This is a genomic window from Shewanella sairae, assembly GCF_023283535.1.
Taxonomy (GTDB): Bacteria; Pseudomonadota; Gammaproteobacteria; order Enterobacterales; family Shewanellaceae; genus Shewanella; species Shewanella sairae.
On record NZ_JAKILT010000028.1, the window covers coordinates 16182 to 32754 of the forward strand.

At 37.9% G+C, this 16573-nt stretch carries 11 protein-coding genes and 1 pseudogene; 8 read left to right on the forward strand and 4 right to left on the reverse strand.

Annotated features, from left to right (window positions below; genetic code table 11):
• The first annotated feature begins 499 nt into the window (after window positions 1-499).
• Together L2748_RS12920 and L2748_RS12925 are read left to right on the forward strand one after the other, a co-directional pair.
• A complete protein-coding gene (locus tag L2748_RS12920; protein ID WP_220782662.1) occupies window positions 500-1234 on the forward strand; it encodes an RluA family pseudouridine synthase in 735 nt (244 codons plus the stop codon).
• A gap of 483 nt (window positions 1235-1717) precedes the next feature.
• On the forward strand, window positions 1718-4297 hold the full coding sequence (locus L2748_RS12925) for a M1 family metallopeptidase (protein ID WP_276521592.1): 2580 nt from the start codon (window positions 1718-1720) through the stop codon (window positions 4295-4297).
• A 1031-nt stretch (window positions 4298-5328) separates the two neighbouring features.
• On the opposite strand, the gene L2748_RS12930 is transcribed toward L2748_RS12925, so the two are convergent.
• On the reverse strand, window positions 5329-6384 hold the full coding sequence (locus L2748_RS12930; protein ID WP_248957704.1) for a tyrosine-type recombinase/integrase: 1056 nt from the start codon (window positions 6382-6384) through the stop codon (window positions 5329-5331).
• A 1174-nt stretch (window positions 6385-7558) separates the two neighbouring features.
• Between L2748_RS12930 and L2748_RS12935 the strand changes: the two genes are divergently transcribed.
• Window positions 7559-8077, forward strand: a complete 519-nt coding sequence (locus L2748_RS12935; protein WP_220783179.1) for a hypothetical protein — start codon at window positions 7559-7561, stop codon at window positions 8075-8077.
• A gap of 68 nt (window positions 8078-8145) precedes the next feature.
• Here the strand turns inward: L2748_RS12935 and L2748_RS12940 are convergent, their stop codons facing one another.
• Complete coding sequence (locus tag L2748_RS12940) at window positions 8146-9189, reverse strand: phosphotransferase (protein WP_220783180.1); 1044 nt, start codon at window positions 9187-9189, stop codon at window positions 8146-8148.
• Window positions 9190-9779: 590 nt separating this feature from the next.
• Between L2748_RS12940 and L2748_RS12945 the strand changes: the two genes are divergently transcribed.
• From L2748_RS12945 to L2748_RS12965, 5 genes and pseudogenes are all read left to right on the forward strand, one after another.
• Complete coding sequence (locus tag L2748_RS12945; protein ID WP_220783181.1) at window positions 9780-10469, forward strand: SDR family oxidoreductase; 690 nt, start codon at window positions 9780-9782, stop codon at window positions 10467-10469.
• A 303-nt stretch (window positions 10470-10772) separates the two neighbouring features.
• Window positions 10773-11180 (forward strand): annotated as a pseudogene (locus tag L2748_RS12950) (ATP-dependent zinc protease family protein); the annotation flags it as partial.
• 45 nt (window positions 11181-11225) lie between these two features.
• On the forward strand, window positions 11226-12152 hold the full coding sequence (rimK, locus tag L2748_RS12955) for a 30S ribosomal protein S6--L-glutamate ligase (RefSeq protein ID WP_246616275.1): 927 nt from the start codon (window positions 11226-11228) through the stop codon (window positions 12150-12152).
• Between the two features lie 192 nt (window positions 12153-12344).
• Window positions 12345-12620: a hypothetical protein gene (locus L2748_RS12960; protein ID WP_220783183.1), complete on the forward strand. Its 276-nt coding sequence runs from the start codon at window positions 12345-12347 to the stop codon at window positions 12618-12620.
• 167 nt (window positions 12621-12787) lie between these two features.
• On the forward strand, window positions 12788-14236 hold the full coding sequence (locus L2748_RS12965) for a transporter substrate-binding domain-containing diguanylate cyclase (RefSeq protein ID WP_220783184.1): 1449 nt from the start codon (window positions 12788-12790) through the stop codon (window positions 14234-14236).
• 62 nt (window positions 14237-14298) lie between these two features.
• Here L2748_RS12965 and gap read toward each other — a convergent pair whose 3' ends face one another.
• Both gap and L2748_RS12975 read right to left on the reverse strand, forming a co-directional pair.
• Complete coding sequence (gene gap, locus L2748_RS12970) at window positions 14299-15309, reverse strand: type I glyceraldehyde-3-phosphate dehydrogenase (RefSeq protein ID WP_220783185.1); 1011 nt, start codon at window positions 15307-15309, stop codon at window positions 14299-14301.
• 212 nt (window positions 15310-15521) lie between these two features.
• Entirely contained in the window at window positions 15522-16370 is an 849-nt protein-coding gene (locus L2748_RS12975) for a DUF2989 domain-containing protein (RefSeq protein WP_248957705.1), read from the reverse strand.
• Window positions 16371-16573 lie beyond the last annotated feature (203 nt).

Below are 16573 nucleotides of genomic sequence, written 5' to 3' on the forward strand. Positions count from 1 at the left end.
CGATGCTGAAGATACAGTATATTTAAGCCTATCATTATTCACTTTTATGACTATAAATCCACTTTGGTTAAAAATATCGCGGGATTATATTTTTAAAAGCGACTAATTATGCAAACTATTGAATATCATTAAGTCCTTCGAAATGAACTCCGAAAATCTTAGCGAGTCAGTTTGCTGAGGGGTGTTTAAAAATGTGAATTATTTAAAAGTGTGGATTGGCCATGTAGTTAACCGACAGCTAGCAACTTGATACTGGATGGGCTACATGCATTTATGGGGGGTGCTTGCGTACAATCCATACTCACTCGCTCCTTTTTCTTTGCGCGTTAATATTTGAACACTATTTACTGAACACTATTTATTTTATTGAACACTATTATTTGAGCAATGTATTTCATTCAGCAAAGCACAGTCACAAACATCAGCGGCAATGCTCGTTGATAATCACAAACTGCGGTATCATGCACCTCCTGCAGTTTGTCTATGGTCCCAAGGTTAAATGAAAAATCCTGCCGATGATTTTATCGCTCCTCCATGTTTTGAAGAGATCACGATTCTTTATCAAGATGAGCATTTATTACTCATAAACAAGCCTTCAGGTTTATTGTCATTATCCGGTAAACATCCGGCAAATCTCGATTCAGTGCATCATCGTCTCGTGAAAGACTTTCCTGGTTGTTCGCTGGTGCACAGGTTAGATTTAGGCACTTCAGGCATCATGCTTATCGCGCTCAATAAAACGATTAATGCACTTTTGTGTAAGCAATTTAGTGAGCGTAATGTACTTAAGCGTTACACCGCTTTGTTAGCTGGCAGTGTTAATCAAAAACATGGTCGAATATCTGCTGCAATCGCTAAAGACAAGCCTAATTTCCCATTGATGAAAATATGCGAACTAGAGGGTAAGCCTGCCCATTCGTTATTTGAGGTTATTGGTAATGAAACGGTTTCAATCGCAACGGACAGCTTATCGGAAGTAGTTAACTTAGATTCTGCAGATAATCGTAATCAATTGGCATTAACACGAGTAGAGTTAACACCAGAAACAGGGCGTACTCATCAACTTAGAATTCACTGCCAATATATGGGGCACCCTATTATAGGTTGTGACTTATATGGCTCTCAGGCAACTTATCAATTGGCCCAAAGGTTGATGCTGCATGCCACCAGATTAGAGTTTGATCATCCTATTAGTGGCGTAAGAATTCATGGTTACAGTCCATGCCCATTTTGATGCTCAGTTATGAATCTTTATTTTAGCCTATTAGTCTAATTTCTAAGTCTAGTCTTTCATTTCAGTCTGGTGTTCTGTGTTCTGTGTTCTGTGTTCTGTGCGCTATTTAAGTTGGCTACTATAGCCATCTTGAATAGCAATACTGATTGTTATAAAACTTTGCTAGCCAAAAAGCTAAGAAATAGCTAATTCAATTGTCTATCTATTTAAAGCGCTATTTGAAGCGCATCCTTTACGGTATATATCTACAGCATTCTTCTGCTACTTAGTTTTACCTTGTTCATCAATTGTTACAACAACGGCGATGCCTAAATCAGTATACGCTGCCACTGCTGTTAATGTTTTGTTATCTTAAGCATCCATATCCTCTTTAGGTTTAAGTGTGTACTCATATCTGAAAACCACAAAGGACAAAGGATTAACCAGCGCTAGACTCATGTCTGGCTGCGGATTATACGGATCACAAGACAACAGGAAATCGATATGTATCGAATAGTCACCGCGACTCTCGTGTCGCTGACATGTGCTGCTAGCTATCAAGCACAGGCAAATGAATATGTACTCAGCAAAGTCGCAAAACCCATTTCTCAAAGCGTAGCAATGACTTTAGATCCTAATAAGGATGATTTTTTCGGTAACACTTCAATTAAGCTTGAAGTATTGAGCGCGACTCAACAGTTACAGCTTAACGGTGTGGCGTATTTACCGAGTAATATTCAATTAGCTGGTGCGAAAGACTGCAGCATGACATCTAAGCAATTAGATACGGGAATCGTATTATTTAATTGTGCTCATGAAATTACTCCAGGCCAATATACGTTGTCGATGGACTTTGAAGCGCCTTATAACAGGCAATCTGTAGGTCTCTACAAAACAATGGATGGCGGTTTACCGTATCTATTTACTCAGTTTGAAATGAGTGATGCTCGTCGCGCGTTTCCTGTTTTTGATGAGCCGGAATATAAAATCCCATTTCAAGTAACGATCACGGCGCCTAAAACAGACAAGGTATATAGCAATACGCCAGAAACAAAAACCACGACTGCAGACAATATGACAACACATGTTTTTGCTGAAACGAAACCACTATCAAGTTATTTGGTGGCTTTCGCAGTCGGTCAGTTTGAAGAGATCCCTGTGTCTGGAATGAAAGTGCCGGGTAGAGTCATCACCACTAAAGGCAAAATAGAGCTAGCGCAATATGCAGCGAAACAGATGCCAATTGTATTAAGTGCGCTTGAGGAGTACTTCGGTGTGGATTACCCCTATGCCAAACTTGATACCGTGGCTGTACCTGAGTTTCCATTTGGTGCGATGGAAAATGCCGGTTTAATTACTTATAGAGAAGATATTCTCCTTCTCGATGAAGCTACAGCTAGCCAAAACAGTAAAGAGCGTGCGGTATCAATTATTGGTCATGAGCTTGCTCATCAATGGTACGGTAATTTAGTGACAATGCAGTGGTGGAATGACCTATGGTTGAACGAAGCCTTTGCAAGTTGGATGGCGGCAAAAGTCACCCATCAAACGCACCCGGAATTTGAATCTAACCTATCATTGTCAAAGAACTATGTGATGGCATTAGATTCTAGAGTATCAACTAAGCCTATTCGTAAACCGATTAAAACAGAAGCCGACATCATGGATGGTCTTGGACTTGCCTATAACAAAGGTGAAGCGGTACTTGATATGGTTGAAAATTATATTGGCGTCGATGCTTTTAATAAAGGTATTCGCCAATATATAAAAGATCATGCATATAAAAATACCGAAGCAGATGATCTATGGAACGCGCTAAGCAAGGCGTCAGGTAAAGATGTCGGAAAAGTGTTAAGTACCTTTATCGAACAATCTTCTTATCCTCTGGTTAATGTGTCTGTTGATGGTAAACGACTCACCTTAAACCAAAAGCGTTTTGTTACTGCTGGTACAGATGCGCCAGCGCAGCGTTGGACTGTACCCGTTTCAATTAAGTACGGTAAAGGTAATACAGTAGAGCAAACAACAGTATTACTAGAGAAGGACAGCCAAACTTTCGAACTTGCTTTCGCACCAGAATGGGTTTATCCCGATGCCGATGCGATGGGTTATTACCGCTGGTTACTAGATGAAGTTCAAATGACTCAGCTGCTTAACAACGCAAAATCAAAGCTATCAGTGCGTGAAAGAAAAGCGTTAGTTTTAGCGGCTGATGCCTTATTAGATGCAGGCTTGGTAAGTGGCGGTGAGTTATTAAATATTCTGGGCGAGTTTATTGATGATCCGCATCCCGAGGTTGTTTCAACTGCGCTGGGTTACTTACAATCACAAAAGGGTACGTTTATCGATGAAAGTAATCAGCAAAAATGGGCGAAATTTATCGCAGCCCGTGCTCAGGTTGCTATCGATAAGTATGGACTAGAAGTTAAGCCTGGCGAAAACACTGCTGTTAGCAAGTTAAGGCCTACACTAGTTCAGTTACTGGCATTTGAAGCCGAAGATAGAGCAACGATAGTGACAGCGACAAAAGAAGCGAAAAGCTATTTATCTGGAAGCGATAAGGTTGATCCCTATTTAATTGGGACTCATTTGACGATTGCTATCTACAATGGCGATAGTAGTTTACTCGATCAAGCTAAACGGGTTTTTGAAACCACCAAAGATCCATTGAAACGTACTCGTTTAATGATGGCACTCGGTTATGCGCCTACGAAGGAGTTACAGTCTGATATTCTGGCCTACACGCTAACGGATAACATAAAAGCACCGGATCTACGTTATATCTTAGCAGGCCAAGACTATAGCAAAGAACGCAAACAACGCTTCAGAAATTGGGTTTATGCTAACTATGCGGAAATTAAAGATAAGCTTCCGCCATTTGCTGTTGCCAATATTCCTTACTACACAGGTTCTGGTTGTGAGGCTGATGCATTGATTAAAACAGAAAATTTCTTTAAGTCTAAGTTAGCAACCACACCCGAGTATGGCCGCACCTTGGCTAAACTTGAAGAAAGCGTTAATAACTGTGTCGCATTGAAGCAAAGAGAGCAGGCAAGTGTAGAAGCTTATCTGAATAGATTATGATCAGATAGCCCCTAATTAAATAGATTCATGCGCTAACTTAATCTATTTAAACTCAACGAGTAATAAAAAGGCCTGTATTATAGCAGGCCTTTTTTTATGTCGAGCTTTACCAAATATAATTTTCGTGTTGATTTCACATGCGCAAGATACCTATTATTAATGGTAGAACTCATCAATAGAAAGCATTTAAGCATTTAAGTGTTTAAGTGTTTAAGTGTTTAAGTGTTTAAGTGTTAAAAAATTAATGGTTTTAGAATATAAAGACCTTAAATTAGCTTAACGACGATGATTTAACAGTCGATTTGAAAGCTGGTTTTATAGCAGTTTGTATAGATTGTGGGAAACACAACTCCTAACGGGTATCTAGTTTGCGAGCAGTTGTAAGTTACTGTTTAATAGGGTTAATATTGCTGTTTAGATACTTGTTATCTTGATGCTATGATACTTAATGGAGCGCCTACTTCTCCAAATACTGTATCATTTATATCTATTTCAAAGTGACTTTATAAATTTTTATACTTATTTAATATGGAGGGTTTTACAACAAAGTCACTAATAGTGAAATAGGCATATATTATAAATAGTTAAGGAAAGTTATCACAAGGTTGTAAATATAGGTTTTTTAAATCAGTTATCGAAAGTGTTAAATAGGAATAGATTTATGTCAATAAAGGGCAAGGAAGAACTATTTAAGCCGCATAGGTAGTTAACAATCTAAAAAATAACAATAACTAATTTGTTTTTATAGCTTATCTTTTAGCGCTGATTTTGTTATGACTTTTGATGACATAACTTTTAGAGCTTATAATCATTTCCTGACGATTTAATTTTATTCGTGATTAACATAAATTTAAAGCATTTAAGTCATGTTAAAACTTAGAATAATTATCATAAATTTCCAGCCAATTTATAAACACAAAATTTTCATGTTTAAACTCTTGTTACTCTGAATGTTTGCGCTACCGTAAATTGAATTATTATAAAATGGCTAAGCGAAAACTAAACATAAGCATGTCGCTAAGATTAAAACTCTAGTCTTTAGGTTTCAAGTAGTGGCGAAGAGAACGGGGATCGGTATGACCGGTTCTGCCCATAATGTACAAGTGGTCTTTATCATTTTCATGCAGCTGAGTCACACAACCACTGCGTAAACTATGGGCACCGTAAAACTTAGAGTTAAGTCCGGCTTTATCGCAATACTTTTTGATCATTTGATAAATATCATCACCGCGTAGAAAACCTTTACCCACTTTCGGTTTTAGCAACTGATAATCTCTTAGGCTATTACCATCACGGCTCAATGACCTGAAAAGGTGACCTTGCTTGATCCCTGTGGTATCGATCCACTGCTTTACAATTTCATAGGCTGAAAAAGTTTCGTCTTTTGGGAGATCTTTCCATTCCCTTTGCCCTTGCTGATTGCTTTTGGAGTAGGGCAGTCTGACTTTTAATTTATCCCTTAAAAAACTTAAGTGTTCTACTTTTACCTCTGCTAATTCTGAACGGCGAAATCCGCCTTGCATACCAAGTTGTAAAATAGCTTTATCTCTTAGGCGGGTGAGTTGCTGTGGTTGCTGATCGATGACCGACAACAACATTTCTAATTCATCATAAGTGATAGGTTGCTGATCATAGTCAGAGATCTGACGATATTGATTTCGCATTAAGCCGCGCATCACTCGAACAACTAAAGGGTGCTCAGTTGGAGAATGATATCCGGCTTGAATATGAAAGAATCGAATCGCTGCTAAACGGGAATTGATTGTTTGTTTAGACAGCTGGTGGCCACTTTTTTCTTGATACAATTCTTTTTGATGACCGATAAAAGAAATGATACTTCTAGGGTCAGCAGGCAAGGGGCTTAAACCATGTTGCTCGCAGTAGGACTGAAATATTGAAAAACTAGAAGAATAGACTCTTTTAGTGTTTTCAGAGATCTCGTATTGGGTTTCTTCAGCTGCACTTTTATAGTCATCTAAAATTGAAACTGGTAGCTGTTGTTCTTGAAAGAACTTTTCATCGCTTGTCGAACCGGCCGAACCTCGGCTAAAAACCTGATTTTGGAAAGATGTTATAGCGGATTTCATCAGATTTTTGGCCTTTTAGCGAACTTTCATCACGAATAATAAACATACAAATTAGACTAGTTTGCCCCAGATCTACAGCTGACAGCAGTTTGATAACAGCATCTAGGCTTTTATCAATAAACTATGCTGGTGGATAAACAGTCAAAATCGAGCGTTATTCTACCTAAAATCGCTATTCCCTACCAGTGATAATCGTCATTATCACTGGTAGTGGTTGCTAAAAGTTGAAAGTACTCAGAGTTGTATGGTTTATATACAAGGGTGATGGTTAGAATGATTTAAATAGAAAAGGATCTCTATTTTTCAGGCTTGATGAGTTGGGAGAGTCACTTATTTTGACTGCTTTCTATTTGAAAGTAATGGGGGGATTATCATCAATCAGGTTGTCTATTAAAGTATGGCACAACCATACTAATATGGTAGTTATAACTTTTTTCCGTTAAAATGGTTAAGTTTTATTCGATTCAGGTTTGCTTAGCAGTTGGCTAATTTTAAATTTAATAGCAGCGTAACCCTAGATTAGCTAATACATAAAAGAGTGGTTACCCATACTAAAGGCGTGGTGACTTCTATCTTTTCAAAATCAAAAATAATCTTCGATAAGTTTCTTTATGTGCGGGCATATCGAATAATGGGTTATTAGTAGGAGTTCTAGATAGCGGATGTTTGATATTAGAAATTGAAAGTTAAGACAGGGAGAATAGTTTACAGAATAGCCAAGCGCATATTAAGTTTCCCCTATTGATTATCAACATAGATTAACTAAGTTAGCTATTTACTTAAAGCTAAATCAGTATTCACTACTTAATTAAATGTGAAATGATTAAATTTGCACTTATGCCTTATTTGATTAACATCTGATTTAAGTCGAGGTTCTGTTTGTGAGTAGGGGAGAGTAAGTCATCTTTTTCCATAATATTAACTAGGTTTATCGCAAAATTTATCATTTTATCCAAATGCTTAAACGGGTCAAATAATCTTAAATCATAGTAGATTTATGGTTTTAATATGGTTTAACCACTTTATTGGGTGATACTATCAATCGCCATCACTTTTCTAAAAAGTGCATACTTATAATAACTTATATAGTGCTGTTGAGCTTTCACATGCTAATATATGGTTATACCATTCTTATTTGAATCCACCAATTCATATAGCTAGGAACGATATTCATATGCCGGAACAAGTACTTGAAATCTGTAATTTATGGCAATATCACCAGTTAAAGCCTAAAGCAGGAAGAAGGCTTAAGCTACTAGAAATAGAAGAAATTGTTATTGCCTTGCCGTTGTTGTATCGATTGATCTCGTTATCAGAGTTCAGTAATAGAGCTGATTGGTTTGTTGATCTTGATATCGAACATCGTAACTCACTATATATTGAGTTAAGTGAAAGTCTATCTAAGTTAAATAAGCTACGAAAAACCAATGAAGATCTAAGTGTAGCTTTATCTATCAGCAATAAATTGTTAAATAGATATTTTAGTGATTATGGTTGGAGGATGGTTAGAAAAGAGCTTTCGCAAATAAAAAAACGGAAGAAAAAATCTCACATTGAAATAAGTAACGACTTAGTCAGTCGTCTTAAGGAGTATATGGCAAGTCATCAAATTGATACTTTTGACCAAGCGATTGATACTTTGTTAAGTGAGCAAGCAAGCTTTGCTCAACAAGAAATTGATAACTTATATTAACAAAATACTAAGTAAGCTTATTATAAAGTCGACGCAGTAAAAGTGTTTGGTTATTCGCTGCGTCGGTTTTATTTTAGCTTAGATAAGGCTTGTTGAGTCATCCTTTGACTGAATTTATTTCTTTTGTTGTGTGTTGGAGCCCAGCCAGCTAAAAATCTTTCAAAGTCTGCCCAGGACAAATCAACCAGATCGCTCCAGTCCTTAACTACTCTTTTTGCATCAATTTGTGGGTGGTATTGGTTAATCGCTTTCGTGAGTATACTGAAATAGTCATGCATTAAAAGTTCGAAATTATTCTCGAGAACTGACTCTGATAAACAACTCCCAAGAAAATAAATTACGTCTTTTACACCGATGCCATAACCTGTGTACTGGAAATCTACCGCAGCGACTTGAGTTAAACTATCGTTAAAACAAAAGTTAGCAAGCTTAGCATCGCCGTGGATAATTGTCTGATATTTACTATTATTCAATAGCTTATCTATTTTATATGCGGCAGATTTAAGAGGAGACTCCGGCGTTGCCTGTAGTTCATCTTTTCTTGTTGCCAAGTGCCAATAGCTACCAATACTCCAGAGATCATCTGTTTTAGCTTGGCTACTTGGTGATAAAAAAAGTGCATGAAAATGTGCTAACCAACTTAATACTACTTTTGATTCTAATGCAGATAATTGCTGCGCTCGTTTAGCATAGCCTTGTGCATCTAAGTCTGATAGTAACAGCAATGTTGCATTTTGATGACTTCCTGCGTAAATAACCTCTTTTGCAGAACAATACTCAGCTTCTAATTTAGGCACAGGGCATGATTTATTACACTTGCTAGCCCAGTTGCGATAAAAATTAACTTCTACCAGATATGAATCTAGCTTTCGTTTGTGAGACGTTTCATTTGCCCAACTTCTGGGATGACTTATTTTTTGTGGAGGTGAAATATGTTTTACAATGAGAGTCGAAATTTCTGTGTTGGTTGTTTGAGTATTTCGAGTAATTTCATATCGTGAAATATCGCCGTACCCGGACCAAAGTGATTGAATTGTTTCTTTTTTTACACAAGAGTCACATTGGAGTAATTGTTTGATAATGCTTTGAGTTTCAACTGTTTTAAGCTGCATTTTAAAACCTTTTCTTTGATTCAGTCAGCTAATAAGCAGGTTAGAGGTTGTATTATTCTTGACTAAGATCAATTGCTCTCGTGAGCTTAATTGTTGCAAAAATGGTTAGTTAATATAACGATACCACAAGGGGCGCATTTTACTGTTTACGTCAGTATTTTATGCACATCTATTTTCTATTGTCGAAAAAGTCGAAAGTATGTAATAAACAGTATCATCATAAGCTTAATTGAACACTCTGCAACTAAGTTATATGTATAAAGCATCTAAAATGTATGTTTATTAAATCAGAGCCTTAGCTGCTACATTTGGCAATGTTCTGCTGTATAGGTGAAGCCTTAGATTGGCCTTATAAATTCAGACAGAATATAAAGTTCAACCATTACTAATTGTAAACATCTGTTTACTCAGTATGAAACGTGTTTTTCAATAAATACTAATCTCTACTTTGGTTGGCTCATTATATACTAGGATATTCGCTACACTTGTAGCGGTAGAGTTACATTCTCTCATTTAGACTAGCGTGGTCGGCAGCATAATGTCTGTCTCGCTAAGAATTTCGATGTTCAGTTAAAGGAAGTCATTCACAAATGCATGTTTTTATTACCGGAGCGAATAGGGGGATTGGGTTAACCTTTGTTAAGCAATATTTAAATTTAGGTTGGAGAGTAACTGCTTGTTGTAGAGACCTTGAGACTGCTAACGAACTAGTAGCGCTAACAGCTCGCTACGAATCACTTACAACAGTTGAAATCGACTTAGAGAACCTTGATGAATTACAAGTGAATGATTTGGCTCTACCGACAGATTTAATAGATTTAGTGATTCACAACGCGGGATATTATGGCCCAAAGAAAGTCAGGTTTGAAAACATTGATTTATCTGAATGGAGAAAGGTTTTAGAAGTCAATACTTTAGCTCCATTATTGTTAAGTGAACTATTGTATCCAAAATTGAATATTACAGGTAATTGTGCTTTAGTCTTTATTTCATCTAAAGTTGGGAGTATGGCCGATAATACAAGTGGTGGTGGATACTATTATCGTTCTTCTAAAGCTGCGTTGAACTCGGTGGTCAAAAGTTTAGCGATTGATTTAACATCAGTTGGCGTAAAGTGTGTTGCATTACACCCTGGCTGGGTATTAACTGACATGGGGGGGCCTCATGCTCTTATTAGTACAGACACCTCAGTAGCGGGAATGATAAGCGTGATTGGCTCTTTGACCCAGCAACAAAGTGGTGCTTTTCTCGACTTTCAAGGAAAAAGCATCCCTTGGTAATTCTACTAATATGTATTTAGGTTTGGGTCAGAAGTTTGGGGATTTTGCACCATGCTGCTAAAAATACGCTTAATTTTTACGCTGTAGCCATTGGGTTTTGAGGTTTTAAGCGCTAGACTAAAAGAGATTTTAAGAGACACATCAGTCGTTTATGTGGTCAAAAAATGACGACGAAGGTCTCATTTTTCAGGATTTATCATCAAATCCTATTCGTTTGTGGAAAATAACTAAAAATTAGTTTGCATCTGCTGAAAAAAGGAGTACTTTCGCGCTCCTTAATTTAACTTAACTGGAAGAATTGTAATGAGCGACAATAAGTTTATTATCGGAAGTGAAGAGTGGTGTGCGTTCCCTGCTCTTGGTGTTCCTGCAATTAAAGCTAGAGTAGACTCTGGCGCCAGAACATCATCAATCCATGCTGTCAATATCCGTCCTTTTAAAAGAGAAGGGGAGCCATGGGTTTCATTTGAACTTCACCCGATACAAAACAGTCGCAAGATCATTCTTAAATGTGAAAGCAAGGTTGTTGATCGCCGTAGTGTTAAAAGCTCAAACGGTGAGTCTGAAAAGCGTTATGTGATTGCCTCTGTTATTCAATTAGGTGGTCATGCTTGGGAAGTTGAATTAACGCTAACCAATCGCGATAGCATGGGATACCGCATGCTGCTAGGTCGCGAAGCGATGAGCAATAAGACCTTGGTTGATCCATCAGAATCTTTCTGTTTAGGCGACCAAAACGACCTAGAAGTTGAAGCACTGTACGGTGTTAAAACTGCTAAAAAGAGTGGTCTAAAGATCGGCCTTCTTGCTAGTAACCCAGACTTATACAGTAACCAACGTATCATTGAAGCCGGCGAACAACGCGGTCATGAAATGGTATTTTTAAATATCAGCCAGTGTTATTTAAAGTTAGATGCGTCTTCACCAGAAGTTCATTACCGTGGTGGCACAGTTCTAAACGACGTGGATGCAGTTATTCCACGTATTAGACCTAGCATGACTTTTTACGGCTGTGCATTGACGCGTCACTTTGAAAGCTTGAACATTGAAGCGTTAAACACATCTGATGCGATCACTCGTTCAAGAGATAAGTTGTTCTCTTTACAGTTACTGCAAAAGAACAACCTTGATATTCCAACAAGTGGTTTTGCTAATTCACCTGTTGATACTAAAGACCTAATCGATATGGTTGGCGGCGCGCCACTTATCGTTAAGTTACTTGAAGGTACTCAAGGTAAAGGTGTTGTTCTTGCTGAAACAACAAAAGCGGCTGAAAGTGTAATTAACGCATTTAAATCGCTACGCGTTAACTTGCTGGTTCAGGAGTTCATTAAAGAAGCCCAAGGTAAAGACTTACGCTGTTTTGTGATTGACGGTAAAGTAGTTGCTTCAATTGAGCGTACAGCAGCTCCTGGAGAGTTTAGAGCTAACATCCATATGGGTGGCAGTGCATCTATCGTTTCTGTTAGCGCAGCAGAAAGACAATTAGCGATTAAAGCCGCTAAAACGATGGGCTTGCGTGTTGCTGGTGTAGATATTATTCGTTCTAGTCGTGGTCCATTATTACTAGAGATCAACTCATCTCCAGGACTAGAAGGCATCGAGTCTGCAACAGGCATTGATATCGCCGGTGCGATGATCGAATCAATCGAAAAGAAATTAGGTTGGAAAGCTGAAGAGTAATTCCTTTAGTTCACGCTAGCCATAACGCCATACTTTGTTTTTCAAAGTATGGCGTTTTTTCTGCAGTACAAACATCAAATCCATATCTTCTTTCTAAATCTACTTCTATATTGTCCTGGCGACGTTATCATTTTTACTCACATCTGGCTTTGTGCTATTTTTATATGCTGTTTCTATTTAATCGGTGGGGCAATGAAGACGAACGTTGATAAGATGTTAGTTAAGCATAACCAACTCATCCATACAGAAGACGCAAAAGTTTGCTCGCATACACAAAGAGTTAAAGATGATTGGGTGTTACATACAGTTATGATTGAAAGCTGTGATACACCTTTTACCTTCAAACGCACTAAAAAATATAAAAGCCTATCCGGAGCTAGAGTCAATATGACTTATTATTCTGATAAACAAGGCGTTGCAGGCTTTGAAATTGATATTTTTAAAGTCGTCAGAATAAAAAGAAGCTAGTTATGAATCTTCTAAGGGGCGATCTCACCTAGTATAAACAGCTTATAAAGGAAATATTACTCATACCTTCGGCGGAAGTCGCTAGAGATTGTTTGCATAATCTCGTATTTTTGTCATGAGAGTGGTAGTCTGAGGCGTTTTACGAATTTACAAAGGATCTGTTTTTCGTGGTAACTAGCAGCGAAGATCGACACACATATAGATACTCAAACAACGCCTCCTGCCTCTTTGGTTTATTCTTAGCTTCAATGTCATTGTTTTTAGGATTGATAAGCAAACCAGCATCTGCAGATGCTATAATTCCAGATCAAGATATTCATCATGCCGCTACCTTGGTTGTGGCTAATTCCAAAGCTTGGAAGCCTTTTTCATACATAGATAAGTCCGGTGAACCCAAGGGGCTATTAGTTGATTTGTGGAAAGAGTTTGGTCGGGTTAACAACATAAATGTCGCTTTTAAATTAACCGACTGGAATAAATCTCTAGAGTTAGTTAGGCAAGGAAAAGCTGATGTGCATGCCGGCTTATTGTGGTCTTCTGAAAGGGCGCAATTTCTAGACTTCGGTAATAAACTAGCGAATTTAGATGGACAGCTTTTTTTAGAAAAAAAACTACTAAGCCAAAGTATTGACGACATTTTTAACAATGAACCGCTAGGGGTTGTTAAAGGTAGTTATGAAGATAGCTTCATTAGACATGAGTTTCCTCAGGCAACACTTATCGTTTTTGATAATAACCAAGAAATGCTCGACGCTGCACTAAGTCATAAAATCAATGGTTTTATTGCTGATTTCCAAATTGCAAATTTCTACTTATTTACTGCCAATGAACAAGGGGCGTTTTCCCCGGCAAAGCACCTTTACACAGAGTCTATGAGGCCTGCGGTGGCAAAAGGAAACTACGCACTATTGAGTTACGTAAAAGAAGGGTTTAGCAAACTTGATAAAGACACGCTAAATCGTATCCAGAGAAAATGGCTGCATGTAGAGACTGTTTACCCTAGCTACCTTTTACCTATAGTGATTTCGACCGCTGTTATTATCATTGTCCTTTATATCGTGCAGTTAAAGGTAACAGTCGCAAAAAGGACAAAAGCCTTAAATCTAGCTAACCAAGAACTTAAGCTCTTGGCGGCTCAAGACCCTCTTACCGGCATAAGTAATCGACGTTTTTTTACCGCTGCACTAGAAAGCCAAAACAGAAGCAGAGAGACAGGTATGACATTAATGCTGTTCGATATCGATAAGTTCAAATCGGTCAACGACTCATATGGGCATCATATAGGTGACCAAGCTCTGCAGGCCATTGTTAATGTTATTAGACCGAGATTATGTGAAAAGGCGGTATTTGGCAGAATTGGTGGCGAAGAGTTCAGTATATTTTTGACGAGTTTAAATAAGAGCCAAGCATTTGAGTTTGCAAATTTAATTCAAAGTTGCGTTGAAAAATCGCCTATCAAAACGGATATCGGAGAAATCAATATTACGATAAGTCTAGGGGCTATCTACACAGAAAGGCAAGACATCAGTTGCACAGATTTGATGACACAAGCAGACTTATTGATGTATCGGGCAAAAAATCAGGGCCGAAATTGCTCAGAGTATAAAGAGGTTTAGTTAAATAAAATAATAAAAAGCCCAGTAAAAACTGGGCTTTAAAAGTAAATTACGATTTGTAATTACTTTGCGTTCATTAGTGCAACGGCATTGTCTAACATGCGGTTACTGAAGCCCCATTCGTTATCATACCAAGCCATAACCTTAACAAGACGACCGTTAACACGTGTTTGTGTAGCGTCGAAGTTTGAAGAGTAGGCGTTATGGTTAAAGTCGATAGAAACCAAAGGCTCATGGTTTACCGCTAACACTTCGCTTAACGGTGCTACAGATGCAGCCTTTTCAATGATGGCATTGATCTCTTCAACTGTTGTATCGCGAGCAGCAACAAAAGATAAGTCGACTAAAGACACGTTCACTGTAGGTACACGCACTGCTAAACCGTCAAACTTACCAGCAAGCTCAGGAACCACAAGACCAACTGCTGCAGCAGCACCAGTTTGTGTAGGGATCATAGACATTGCTGCAGCACGAGCACGGCGTAAATCAGTATGGTAAACATCAGACAAACGCTGATCGTTGGTATAAGCGTGAATCGTGGTCATTAGACCTGATTCGATACCAATTTCGTCATTTAACGGCTTAGCAAATGGTGCTAAACAGTTAGTTGTACATGATGCATTAGAAATAACAGTCATGTCGCTAGTGATAAGGTCGTTGTTAACACCGTAAACAACAGTAGCATCAACATTTTTACCTGGAGCAGAAATGATAACTTTCTTTGCTCCAGCGTCTAAGTGTGACTGTACAGATTCTTTTGAAGTGAAAATACCGGTACATTCAAATACGATATCGACTTCTAATTCTTTCCAAGGTAGCTTTGAAGGATCACGCTCTTGGAATGTTAAGATTTTATCTTCATTAACAAAAATTGCATCATCAGCGTGCTCAACTTTTGCGTTGAAACGTCCGTGTACAGAGTCATATTTAGTTAAATGTGCATTGATTGATGCATCACCTAAGTCGTTAAGTGCAACAATCTTAATTGGATAGTTCTTTTCGCTTTCGTAAAGAGCACGTAGAACATTGCGGCCGATACGGCCATAGCCGTTAATTGCAACTCGGATAGTCATCTCATATCCCTCTGTTAAATGTTTAAATAAATTCTGGTAGTAAAATTACCAAATTGACAGGTCTCGTCAAGTTTTATCGCGGTAAATTGGCAATTTAGCGCCATAATTTCAGTAATTTTTTTACATGTATCGCGATTTTAAGCAAATTTTATCAAGTTGTACGAAAAACTCACAGCTTGGCAGGGCTCTTGCTGGAAGAGCAATTTATTCTGCTACAAACCTTGAGTTTCTTTATCTAGCACAATTTTTAGCTCACTTTCTTTATAGTTTCCAGAATTTAACTGCTCAGCTAGCACTTTTGCATCTTTATCAAGTTTGGTTTGTAGCTTTTTATCGCCTTTGATTATCGCAGTGAGCTGTCCCTCGGAATAATTAGCGTGAGTGAGTTCAATATTGGTTTTTGATAACCAATAATCCATATCCGGTCTATTTTTAGACCGATAAAGCGTCGCAAGAGCAAGTAACCAATCGGGGTTAAAAGTCTGACGAGTACTTTGATTAAGCGCGCTTGCATAAAGCGTTTTGGCCCTTTGTGGTTCAGACTTTAAAAAATAGGCTCCTAACTGAGCTTGTAGATACAGATCGGTTACCATCCCATCTTTTTCTGCTTTAAACAGAATTTTTTCAGCATTGGTATCGTTAAAGCGAGACCAATGATAGAAGGCAAGGTGTGGATCAGCACTATCTTTAGTTGTTTCCTGCAGCTCTGAAAGTGACTGTGAGCTTAAACCAAAAGCCTTAATACGATCATTGGTTCTTTCTGGATGTAAAATATGCTGTACGCCAGAGGCTAATTCGATGCATTTATTATAATCCTCTAAATAAATAAGCTGTTCAAAAATTTCTTTACCTGATGGCACAGGGATATCTTTTAACTTATTTCTGTTACGAATTAGGTCACCTTTTTCATATCTGCACCAACTATCTTTATGCAAATCGGCACAAAGTTCAGGATTTTTGTTACAAATTACCTGCGTATTTTCTGAATCTTCGCAGCCTAAAAGCGCTAAAAAAGCAGTAACCCCTAAAAATGATTTAAACATTACAAGATTTATGTTCAAAAACGGCTCCATGAGAGTTTTTATCTAATTAAATTACATTGTTATAGAAAATTTCTGACTAGCTTGAAAGCTAACTTTTCATTACAATGTCGCCGACCAAACGGGGAAAGACACCCTACATAACGTTAGATTATTGGTCTTTTCTTTTTGTTACTCAAACATTTCTGAAATTAAATCAGAAAAGTGAGATAAAGGATCTGTTA